The 10889-nt window shown below is 71.1% G+C and carries 8 protein-coding genes; 5 read left to right on the top strand and 3 right to left on the bottom strand.

What is annotated here, in order from left to right; translation table 11 throughout:
- The first annotated feature begins 437 nt into the window (after positions 1–437).
- Both H295_RS0125555 and ptsP read left to right on the top strand, forming a co-directional pair.
- A complete protein-coding gene (locus H295_RS0125555) occupies positions 438–887 on the top strand; it encodes a PTS sugar transporter subunit IIA (RefSeq protein WP_028809744.1) in 450 nt (149 codons plus the stop codon).
- A gap of 119 nt (positions 888–1006) precedes the next feature.
- Positions 1007–2677, top strand: coding sequence for a phosphoenolpyruvate--protein phosphotransferase (gene ptsP, locus H295_RS0125550; RefSeq protein WP_028809743.1), 1671 nt, complete (start codon positions 1007–1009; stop codon positions 2675–2677).
- Between the two features lie 70 nt (positions 2678–2747).
- Here the strand turns inward: ptsP and H295_RS0125545 are convergent, their stop codons facing one another.
- Entirely contained in the window at positions 2748–3641 is an 894-nt protein-coding gene (locus H295_RS0125545) for a hypothetical protein (protein WP_020138191.1), read from the bottom strand.
- Positions 3642–3748: 107 nt separating this feature from the next.
- Positions 3749–5716 (bottom strand): acetoacetate--CoA ligase, encoded by a 1968-nt coding sequence (locus H295_RS0125540; protein ID WP_020138190.1) that lies wholly within the window; start codon positions 5714–5716, stop codon positions 3749–3751.
- 214 nt (positions 5717–5930) lie between these two features.
- Between H295_RS0125540 and H295_RS0125535 the strand changes: the two genes are divergently transcribed.
- The gene (locus H295_RS0125535) at positions 5931–8297 is read left to right on the top strand and encodes a glycoside hydrolase family 31 protein (RefSeq protein WP_020138189.1); all 2367 of its coding nucleotides are present in this window, start codon (positions 5931–5933) and stop codon (positions 8295–8297) included.
- A 3-nt stretch (positions 8298–8300) separates the two neighbouring features.
- Here H295_RS0125535 and H295_RS0125530 read toward each other — a convergent pair whose 3' ends face one another.
- A complete protein-coding gene (locus H295_RS0125530; protein WP_020138188.1) occupies positions 8301–8837 on the bottom strand; it encodes an NUDIX domain-containing protein in 537 nt (178 codons plus the stop codon).
- A 135-nt stretch (positions 8838–8972) separates the two neighbouring features.
- Between H295_RS0125530 and H295_RS0125525 the strand changes: the two genes are divergently transcribed.
- Positions 8973–9398 (top strand): Zn-ribbon domain-containing OB-fold protein, encoded by a 426-nt coding sequence (locus tag H295_RS0125525; protein WP_020138187.1) that lies wholly within the window; start codon positions 8973–8975, stop codon positions 9396–9398.
- Complete coding sequence (locus H295_RS0125520) at positions 9395–10585, top strand: lipid-transfer protein (protein WP_028809742.1); 1191 nt, start codon at positions 9395–9397, stop codon at positions 10583–10585. The genes H295_RS0125525 and H295_RS0125520 overlap by 4 nt, the downstream gene beginning before the upstream one ends.
- Positions 10586–10889 lie beyond the last annotated feature (304 nt).

Here is a 10889-nt window from a genome sequence, read left to right as displayed (position 1 = left end):
GGCCGGAGACGGGGTATCAACATATCTGGCGTTGATTTTTGGCACGCTGTTGAGTTCTCAAGGAACGGACGCTTCCTTTGTACTCACCCTCTCGGGCTTTCCTCCGGGCTTCCCTTCGGTGTTCCAAACTCTATCAGTGTTTTTCCGACTCTCTGACCGCCGTCCTGCAGGCATGCAGAAGTTGATCGAGATAGGGTCTGACAAGTTTGGTTGCTGCCAGGCACGGACGCGCGTTTGCGTCGCTCAGCCCCAAGCAGGAGTACGACTGTACACGGGGCCTCGAAGGCCATGCAAATCTCCCGGGCTGGTGGTCTAGACCACCAGCCGGTATCTTCCGTGCGGAACCCTCACTTCATCTGACATACGCTGCTGGACAGAGCCGTCCGAGACAGGCAGTGACGGCCCGTATACGCAGCTCCACCCCTGGGAGGCTTCCCATGACCACCGTGACGTCCCCTCTTGCAGGACGCGCCATCGGACTGGCCGCAGTGCCGGATCCGGTCTTCTCCGGGGCCATGGTCGGCCCGGGCACGGCGATCGACCCCGTACGTGAACCGTCCGAGGCCGTCGCCCCCGTGGACGGCGTGATCGTTTCTCTCCACCCGCACGCCTTCGTCGTCGTCGACGAGACGGGACACGGCGTGCTCGTGCACCTCGGCATCGACACCGTGCAGCTCAACGGCGAGGGCTTCGAGCTGCTGGTCAACAAGGGTGACACCGTCACGCGCGGGCAGGCCGTCGTGCGGTGGAACCCGGCAGCGGTCGAGGCCGCCGGTAAGTCGGCGGTGTGCCCGGTCGTGGCGTTGGAGGCCACGGCCGAAGCCCTCTCCGAGCTCCGTGAGAATGGCGACGTGAAGGCCGGCGACAGCCTCTTCCTCTGGAAGTGACGTCTGGAGTGACGTCCGCAAGCGGCGTCCGGCAGTGACGTCAATGCCGTCCTAGGACGGCGAAAAGCACGACAACCATCGCGGCGGCGGGACCCGCCGCACTATCGGAGACGGGTGAGATGGAGACAACGCTGCGAGGCGTCGGCGTGAGCCACGGTGTGGCGATCGGCGAGGTTCGGCATATGGGAACGGCGGTGCTGGAGCCGCCTGCCAAGCAGATACCGGCTGAGGACGCGGAGCGCGAACAGGGGCGTGCCCGCCAGGCCGTGGAGGCTGTGGCGGCCGACCTGATGGCGCGCGGCAACCTGGCGGGTGGCGAGGCCCAGGCGGTGCTCGAGGCGCAGGCCATGATGGCCCAGGACCCCGAGCTGATCGCTGATGTGGACCGGCGTATCGCCGTCGGCAGCACGGCCGAGCGTGCCGTGTACGACGCGTTCGCCGCGTACCGCGAGCTGCTGGCCGGTGCCGGTGAGTACCTCGCCGGTCGTGTGGCGGACCTCGACGACGTGCGGAATCGTATCGTCGCTCGTCTGCTCGGGGTGCCCATGCCGGGTGTCCCTGACAGCGACGAACCGTACGTCCTGGTGGCGCGTGATCTCGCGCCCGCCGATACCGCTCTGCTGGACCCGACGCTCGTGCTGGGCTTCGTCACCGAGGAGGGCGGGCCGACCAGTCACAGTGCGATTCTGGCGAGGGCCCTCGGTGTGCCGGCCGTCGTGGCGCTGCCGGGTGCCGGTGAGCTCGCGGAGGGGACGGTCATCGCCGTCGACGGCAGTACCGGCGACATCTTCGTGAACCCGAGCGACGAGAAGAAGGCCGAGCTGCAGGCCGCCGCTGCCGAGCGGAAGGCCGCGCTCGCCGCCTCCACCGGTCCCGGTGCCACCGCCGACGGTCACAAGGTGCCGCTGCTCGCCAATGTCGGCGGGCCGGTGGACGTGCCCGCCGCGGTCGAGGCCGGGGCCGAGGGCGTGGGCCTTTTCCGTACCGAGTTCCTCTTCCTGGACGACAGCAAGAACGCGCCGACCGAGGAGAAGCAGGTCGAGGCCTACCGGCAGGTGCTGGAAGCCTTCCCGGAGGGGCGGGTCGTCGTTCGGGTGCTGGACGCGGGTGCGGACAAGCCGCTGGACTTCCTGACTCCCTCCGACGAGCCGAACCCGGCGCTGGGTGTGCGTGGGCTGCGGACGCTGCTCGACCACCCCGAGGTGCTGCGCACCCAGCTGACGGCGCTGGCGAAGGCTGCCGAGGGCTTGCCGGTCTACCTCGAGGTGATGGCTCCGATGGTGGCCGACCGGGCCGACGCCAGGGCGTTCGCCGATGCCTGCCGAGAGGCGGGGCTCCGGGCGAAGTTCGGTGCGATGGTGGAGATTCCCTCGGCCGCGCTGCGGGCGCGGTCGATTCTTCAGGAGGTCGAGTTCCTGTCGCTGGGGACCAATGACCTGGCGCAGTACACCTTCGCCGCCGACCGTCAGGTGGGTGCGGTGTCCCGGCTCCAGGACCCGTGGCAGCCGGCGCTGCTCGATCTGGTCGCGCTGTCCGCGGAGGGTGCGAAGGCCGAGGGCAAGAGCTGTGGCGTTTGCGGCGAGGCCGCGTCGGACCCGCTGCTCGCGTGTGTGCTGACCGGTCTGGGGGTCACCTCTCTTTCCATGGGTGCCGCGTCCATTCCCTACGTCCGGGCGACTCTGGCGAAGTACACGCTGGCGCAGTGTGAGCGCGCGGCCGCGGCCGCGCGGGCTGCCGACAGCGCCGAGGAGGCGCGGGAGGCCGCTCAGGCGGTGCTGTCCGGCGAGTAGCGGGACGAAACGGTCCCGCCGACGGTTCGGGGAGGGCGCTCCATCTGCTGGTGGGGCGCCCTCCTGCTGTTCAGTGGTTGTGGTGCGGTGTCGGTCCTTCCGGGCCGAGGTCGGGCGGGACGCAGTAGTCGACATCGGATTCCGGGGAGATCAGGTCGCCGGATTCGATGTCGGTGCAGTAGGCGTCGAAGACCTCTCCGGCGGTGAGGGGTTCGAGACCGTCACCGCGCAGTCGCCAGCCGTAGACGCGGTCGGTGGTTCCCGGCGCGCAGGTGCGCATGACCAGTCCGCCGGGGCTCTGGGTGGCGATGCCGAGCGCGAGGACGGTGGTGAATTCGAGGGCTTCGGCTTCGTCGAGTCGGACGGAGCCGTCGCTGTTCTCGTCGGAGTGGAGGACGGAGACGAGGCTCTCCGGGGTGCCGGTGACGCTGCACACGAGGTGGTGTTCGCCTGGCTGGGCGGTGTCGAGGATCCGGACGAGGAGGTCGGAGGCGCGGGTGAAGGCGGCGCGGCCGATGTCCTCCCCGCAGGAGCCGCAGCTGCCGAGACGGGCGAGGAGCGTGGTCGCGTACTCCCAGGTGGCCTGGCGTACGGCCTCGTCGACGAGGGCGGGCACCAGTTGGGTCAGGGGCTGGCCCTCGTAGGGCAGGGTCGGGCCGGTGGTGGCGAGTTCCGCCGTGAAGCGTGTGCGGCTCGACGGGATGTCCGGGTTCAGGCCCGTCTCCTCGCAGAACTCGGCGTATTCCTGCGGGTCGAAGAGGGCGACGGTGGTGTGGCTGCCCTGTGAGGCGCGGGTCCGCAGGAGGTCTTCCACCTGTTTCAGGTAGGTCGTGTGGTCGTCGAAGGTGAAGCTGCGGTAGCGCCGCATGGCGCGGAAGTCGTGTTCGTCGGTGAGCAGGCCGATGGTGCCGGCGATTTCGCGGCGCAGGACGCGTCGCATGGTCTGGTGGTCGGTGTGCGCCATCTTTCCCCCTGTGCGCAGTCGATCAATGCTCACTCACAGTAACCGGCGGCACTGACAACGGCGTCCGGCTCAGGTCTGCCGAGCCGGTGGCGATGGCCGTCTAGACGTCAGGCGCGTTTGCGGGCCAGGTCCTCGTAGAAGTGGAGCAGGTCGAGGTTGTCGATGGAGCCCGCGTTGACCGCCTTCTCCATGGGGGTGCCCTGGAGGAGGCGCTTGACCGGGACCTCGATGCGCTTGCCGGTGAGTGTGTGCGGGATGCCGGGTACCTCGATGACCTCGTCGGGGATGTGGCGGGGTGAGAGGTTCTCGCGGATGGTCCGCTTGATGCGGTCGAGGAGGGCCTGGTCGAGGGCGGCTCCGGGGGCGAGATGCACGAAGAGCGGCATCCAGTAGCCGCCGTCGGCCTGTTCGATGCCGATGACCAGTGATTCCTTGATCTCGGGGAGTCGTTCCACGGCTTCGTAGATGTCGGCCGAGCCCATGCGGACGCCCTGTCGGTTGAGCGTCGAGTCGGAGCGGCCGTGGATGACGACCGAGCCGCGCGAGGTGAGGGTGATCCAGTCGCCGTGACGCCACACACCGGGGTAGGTGTCGAAGTAACTGTCGTGGTAGCGGCTGCCGTCGGGGTCGTTCCAGAAGTGGATCGGCATCGAGGGCATGGGGTTGGTGACGACGAGTTCGCCGACCTCGTCTACGAGGGGTTCGCCGTTGGGGTCCCAGGACTGGAGGTCGGTGCCGAGGCCGGGTGCCTGGAGCTCGCCGATGTACACCGGCAGGGTCGGGACGGCGCCCGCGAAGCAGGAGCACACGTCTGTGCCGCCGCTGACGGAGGCGATCCACAGGTCTTCGCGGACCTCGTCGTGCAGCCAGCGGAAGCCGTCGGGCGGGAGCGGCGAGCCGGTGGTGGCCACGCACTGCACCTTGGAGAGGTCGAAGTCGCGTCCCGGGTGCACGTCGGCCTTGCGGCAGGCCATGACGTAGGCGGCCGAGGTGCCGTAGAGGGTGGCTCCCGTGCGTTCTGCGACCCGCCACTGGGCGCCGGTGTCGGGGTAGCCGGGGCTGCCGTCGTAGAGCACGACGGTCGTGCCGGTGAGGAGGCCGGAGACGAGGAAGTTCCACATCATCCAGCCCGTGGAGGTGTACCAGAAGAAACGGTCCTCGGGGCCCAGGTCGCAGTGCAGGCCGAGCTGTTTGAGGTGTTCGACGAGGATGCCGCCCTGGGACTGGACGATGGCCTTGGGCAGTCCGGTGGTGCCGGAGGAGTAGAGGACCCACAGGGGGTGGGCGAACGGCACCTGTTCGAAGACCGGGTCGGTGTCCGTGCTCGTGAGGGCAGACCACTCCAGGGCGCCTTCGGGGGCCGCGGTGCCGAGGAGCGGGATGTGGACGACGGCGCGCAGGGAGGGCAGTTCGCGGCGGATGTCGGCGACGGTCTCGCGGCGGTCGTGCTCCTTGCCGCCGTAGCGGTAGCCGTCGACGGCGAACAGGACCACCGGTTCGACCTGCTGGAAGCGGTCCAGGACGCTGCGGGCGCCGAAGTCGGGGGCGCAGGAGGTCCAGACGGCGCCCACGGCGGCCGTGGCGAGGAGGGCGACGACGGCTTCCGGGATGTTCGGGAGGTAGCCGCTGACGCGGTCTCCCGGCCGTACGCCGAGGGCTCGCAGCTCGGCCGCCAGGGAGCCGACCTGGCGGCGCAGCTCGGACCAGGTCACCGGGCGTGACTCATGGGTCTCGTCGACGTACAGCAGGGCCGGTTCGTCCGCGCGGGTGTCGGCGGCCCGCAGGGCGTGCTCGGCGTAGTTGAGGGTGGCGCCGGGGAACCAGTCGGCGCCGGGCATCGCGCGGTCGCCCAGCACGCGCGCGTAGGGGGTCGAGAACCGTACGTCGAACCACTGGGTGACGGCCTTCCAGAACGTCTCCAGCTCGTCGACGGACCAGCGGTGCAGGGCCGGGTAGCCGCCGTCGGCGGGGGCGCCGTGGTGCTCGGCGGCCCAGGCCTGGAACCTGGTGACATGGGACCGGGCGATGCGCTGCGGATCTGGCTGCCAGAGCGGCTGGGGGTTCACGGTCGACATGGGGCTGCTCCCGGACTCTGCGCGTCGTGTGCGTCCTCCGCGCACGGGCCAGGGGTGTGCGCGTGACGCGGCTGACAGGGACGATGCCATGTGATCAACTTCAACGCCAGGGTGCGGCCCACATAGTCCGTGTCGTGAAGATGTGGTCCCGGCACGGGTGAACGGAAGTTGAACGGCACACGCGTGTGGGTCAGTGAGTGGCAGGGTGAGCAGTATGAACGGTCGTGACCTGGTGCGTTCGATGAAGGCGGTCGGCTCGGCGGGGGCGTCCCAGGGGTTGCGTACCGTGCGGGCCGCGTGGCGCAGGAGGCGTACCGACGCTGCCGGGCTGCCCGCGCGCGGGGCGGAGCGGGCGCGGGTGCCGGGTCCGCTGCGGAGCGCCGAGCCGGGGCCCGGCGGGGGTGTCGTCCGGTTCGCCCGGTCCGAGCTGCGGATCATGGTCGCGGTGAACGGGGCGGTCTTCTGGGGCTGGGACGGGGCCGGACCCGAGCCGTCGTACGCGCTGGCGGGCCGCTGTCCTGAGCCTGATCCGCGGGCGGTTCTCGAGCCGGACAAGGACGACGGCTGGCGGGTGGTGTCCGAGCGGGCGACGGTCGTGGTGTCGCGGCACGGCGCGGTCGAGGTGCAGACGCCCGGCGGGGTGACCGTGCGCCGGGATCTGCCGCCCAGGTGGTGGGAGCCGGTGGAGGGTGGCACGGCGCGCTGGATGCAGCGGTCCGAGGTGGCCGCCGACGCGCGGTTCTTCGGGCTCGGGGGCCGGGCGTCGGGGCCGCGGCTGCGGGACGGCGCGTACCGGCTCTGGAACACCGCCCCGCGCCGGTCCTTCGGGCCGGGCGACGATCCGCTGTACGTCACGATGCCGGTGCAGCTGGTGGTCGCGGACGTCACGACCCATCTGGTGTTCCACGACACGTCCTGGGACGGCACGGTGACCCTCCGGGAGGGCGAGGAGGGCGCGGGGTCCGGGCACGACCGGGTGGGGGCGTCGGAGCTGCGGATGGACGGCGGTCCGCTGCGCTGCTGGGTGATGGTGGGCACGCCCGCGCGCGTGCTGCTCGCGTGGGCCTCTCTCACGGGTGCGCCCGCCCTGCCGCCGTCGTGGGCGCTCGGCCATCACCACGCCCGCTGGGGCTTCGGCAGCGAGCAGGAGGTGCGGCGGGTCGTCGCCGGGTACCAGGAACGTGGTCTGCCGCTCGACGCCGTCCATCTGGACATCGATCACCTGGACGAGCACGCGGTGTTCACGGTCGACCAGGATCGCTTCCCCAAGCTTCCGCAACTCGCCGGGGAACTCCTGCGGGACGGGATCCGGCTGGTGTCGATCGTCGGCCCCGCGGTCAAGGCCGCGCCGGGCAACGCGGTGTTCGACGGCGGAACGGCTGAGGACGTCTTCGTGAAGGACGCGTCCGGACGGCTGGTGGAGGGGGTCGTGCGGTCCGGGGAGGCGGTCTATCCGGACTTCACCCACGCGCGCGTGCGCGAGTGGTGGGGCCGTCTCTACCAGGAGCGGCTGGCGGCCGGCTTCGCGGGCTTCTGGCACGACATGAACGAGCCCACGTCGTTCAGCGCCTTCGGGGAGTCCACTCTGCCGCGCTCGGCCCGGCACGCCCTGGAGGGACGGGGCGGCGACCACCGGGAGGCCCACAACGTCTATGCGCTGTGCATGGCCCGAGCCGGTTACGAGGGGCTGCGCGCGCTGGTGCCCGCCGAGCGGCCCTTCCTGTTCTCGCGGTCCGGTTGGGCCGGCATGCAGCGCTATGGCGGTACCTGGTCCGGCAACGTGACCACCGGCTGGCCCGGCCTGCGGGCCTCGCTGTCGCTGGTGATGGGACTCGGCCTGTGCGGGGTGCCGTACTCGGGGCCCGACGTGGGCGGATTCGACGGGAGCCCGTCACCGGAGCTGTATCTGCGCTGGTTCCAGCTGGGCGCCTATATGCCGCTGTTCCGTACGCACGCGAGCCTGCGGGCGGGGCGCAGGGAGCCGTGGGAGTTCGGGGCCGAGGTGCTGGAGCACGCGCGCGTGGCGCTCGTGGAACGCCGGCGGCTGCTGCCGTACTTCGTGACGCTGGCGCAGTTGGCACGCCGTACCGGGGCGCCTTATGTGCGGCCCCTGTGGTGGTCCGCGCCCGAGGACCGCGCCCTGCGGGACTGCGAGGACGCCTTCCTGCTGGGCGACAGCCTGCTGGTGGCCCCGGTGCTCGATCCGGGCGGCGACCGGCGGGCGGTGCAGCTGCCGCGCGGGCGCTGGTACGACACGGTGACGGAGCAGGCGTACGAGGGGCCGGGCCAGGTGCTCGTCGAGGCGCCGCTGTCGCGGATCCCTGTGCTCGCGCGCGCGGGTGCCGTGATACCGGTGCGCGGCGCGGACGGAGGTCTGGAACTGGAGGTGTGGGCCCCCGCCCGGGGACGGAGCGGGGGCGGCCTGGTCGTGGTGGACGCGGGCGACGGGTGGGACGAGCCGGAGATCGAGCGCTATGTCACCCGGTGGCAGGGCCGGAAGGTGGTCGTTCAGCGGGAGGGGGAGGACGGCGTGAGCGAGCCGTCCCTCCCGGTGCGGCTGCGGGGGCTCCCGGCGCGCTGAGCCTCAGACGTAGCGGCCCTCGAACCAGGCCCGGACGGCCACGGTGTGCAGGGGGAACGCGAGTTCCTCGGGCCTGCGCAGCAGGTGCCAGCCCTCTGTCTCGTTCGTGGCGGTGGACAGCGGGAGGCCGTCGGCGGGGCGCTCCGGCAGCACCCCGAACAGGAGCAGGTGGCCGTCCTGCGAGCTCAGTGCGTCGACGAGCCGTACGTCGCGGCCGGCCGCCTCGATGCCGGTCTCTTCCTTGAGTTCGCGGACCAGGGCGTGCCGCCAGTCCTCGCGGTCGTCGACGAAACCGCCGGGCAGGGCGATGCCTCCGCGCGCGGGCTCGACGGTCCGGGTGATGACGACCAGGGCGGTGCCCCGGGTGTCGTACACGGGCTGGAGCGCGACGGCGACCGGCAGGGGGTTGCGGTAGGCCACGGTGGCGCAGACGGGACAGGTGCGGGGCCAGCCCGCGACGCCCTCTCCGTAGGGCGCTCCGCAGCTCGAACAGTGGGAGCCGGGTACGGAGTTGGGGATGGAGTGCTGAGTTTCGGACACGCGGCGGACTGTATCCGATCACCGGTGGCTTCGATTCCGTCGGGCCCTCTGCCTCTTCGCGCTGGCCCGTGCAACACTTCTGACGACTCGTCAGATCCGTTCCGGGGAGGGACGTTGCCACGCACGCGTACACCAGTGGTCACCGGCTGGTTCACCGGTGACGGGGACGACTTCACGCTTCTGGGCACCCGCTGTTCGGCCTGTGCCTCGGTCTTCTTCCCGCGCGAGGACGGGCATTGCCGCAACCCCGGATGCGACGGTGGCGATCTGGCGGAGATTCCCCTTTCGCGGCGCGGATATATCTGGTCGTACACGGACAGCCGGTACCGGCCGCCGTCACCCTATGTGACAGATCCGGAACTTCCCTGGGAGCCCTGCACGTTGATCGCTGTGGAGCTGGCCGCCGAGCGGATCGTGGTGCTGGGGCAGGCCGTTCCCGGGGTCACCGTCGCCGATCTGACGGTGGGTGCGGAGGTGGAGGTCGTCCCCGGAGTCCTGCACGAGGACGGGGAGACGGTCTTCACGACATGGCGGTGGCGGCCGACGGGGGTGACGGCATGACGGCAGAGGTGGCGGTGCTCGGCGCGGGCATGCACCCGTGGGGCAAGTGGGGGCGGTCCTTCGTCGAGTACGGCGTGGCGGCGGCCCGTGCGGCGCTGGCCGACGCGGGGCTGGAATGGCGGGAGGTCGGTTCGGTCGTCGGCGCGGACACTGTGCGGGGCGGTTATCCGGGCCATGTGGCGGGGGCGACCTTCGCGAAGGCGCTGGGCTGGCAGGGGGCCCGGGTCACCAGCGTGTACGCGGCGTGCGCGTCGGGGGCGCAGGCGGTGGCCGCCGCGCGGGCGCAGATCCTCGCGGGGCTGGCCGACGTGGTGCTCGTGGTGGGCGCCGACGCGGCACCCAAGGGGTTCTTCAGGCCCGCGGGCGGCGATCGGCCCGACGATCCGGACTGGCTGCGGTTCCGGGTCCTCGGGGCGACCAACCCGACGTACTTCGGGCTGTACGCGCGGCGGCGGATGGCCGTGCACGGGGACACTCCCGAGGACTTCGCCGAGGTCAAGGTGAAGAACTCCGCCATGGGCGCGCTGAATCCGAACGCACGCTACCGGAAACGGGTCACGGCCGACGAGGTCGCGGCCTCCGCCGTGGTGGCCGATCCGCTGCGGCTGCTCGACATCTGCGCGACCTCGGACGGCGGGGCGGCGCTGGTGCTCTCCAGCATCGAGTTCGCGCGGCGGCGGGGGGTGGCCGCGCCCGTTCGGATCAGGGCGGTGTCGACGGTGACGCCGACCTATCCGAACACCGTGCTGGATCTGCCCGACATCGCGACCGACTCCGCGGCGGTGGTCGAGCCGGCCGAGCGGACGTTCCGGGCCTCGATCGCGCACGCGGCCTACCAGGAGGCGGACATCGGGCCGGAGGATCTTTCGCTCGCCGAGGTGTACGACCTCTCCACCGCACTGGAGTTGCAGTGGTACGAGGACCTCGGGCTGTGCGGCGAGGGTGAGGGCGCGAAGCTGCTGCGCGAGGGGGCGACGGCACCGGGTGGGCGCATACCCGTCAACATGAGCGGGGGGCTCGCCTCCTTCGGCGAGGCGGTCCCGGCCCAGGCCATCGCCCAGGTGTGCGAGCTGACCTGGCAGTTGCGGGGCGACGCGGGGCCGCGTCAGGTGGAGCACGCGCGCGTGGGGATCACGGCGAACCAGGGGCTGTTCGGTCATGGTTCGGCGGTGGTGGCGGTGAGGTGACCGGGGGACGCCGCCCGCACCCGTACCAACCGTTGCCGTCGCCGACCTTGACGCCCCCCGGGGCCCGGTGAACACTTCCGGTGTCGGTCGACATCGCCGTACATTCTCGGCGTTCCAGGCATCACGCCGTGCGGGCCCCCTCATGAGCCAAGGCCCTTACCCCCACGGGCGATTCGGCCGCGACGGCACGCTCGTCGCGGACGCCGGGCGGGGCGCGGGACGCTCCCTGCCCTCGGCAGTTCGCCAAGGGAACCGCAACCCTGCACGGAGGTGGACCGGGGCGGGACCGTCCCGGGCCAGGGCC

Source organism: Streptomyces sp. 351MFTsu5.1, from assembly GCF_000383655.1.
In the GTDB taxonomy this organism is placed as follows: domain Bacteria; phylum Actinomycetota; class Actinomycetes; order Streptomycetales; family Streptomycetaceae; genus Streptomyces; species Streptomyces griseorubiginosus.
This window is presented reverse-complemented; position numbering and strand designations above follow the sequence as displayed.

Bases quoted from the DNA above. Each gene is read 5' to 3' on its own strand.
- ptsP (WP_028809743.1), top strand. From the start codon at position 1,007: ATGGAGACAACGCTGCGAGGCGTCGGCGTGAGCCACGGTGTGGCGATC.
- H295_RS0125520 (WP_028809742.1), top strand. From the start codon at position 9,395: ATGACGGCAGAGGTGGCGGTGCTCGGCGCGGGCATGCACCCGTGGGGC.
- H295_RS0125540 (WP_020138190.1), bottom strand. From the start codon at position 5,716: ATGTCGACCGTGAACCCCCAGCCGCTCTGGCAGCCAGATCCGCAGCGC.
- H295_RS0125535 (WP_020138189.1), top strand. From the start codon at position 5,931: ATGAACGGTCGTGACCTGGTGCGTTCGATGAAGGCGGTCGGCTCGGCG.
- H295_RS0125545 (WP_020138191.1), bottom strand. From the start codon at position 3,641: ATGGCGCACACCGACCACCAGACCATGCGACGCGTCCTGCGCCGCGAA.
- H295_RS0125555 (WP_028809744.1), top strand. From the start codon at position 438: ATGACCACCGTGACGTCCCCTCTTGCAGGACGCGCCATCGGACTGGCC.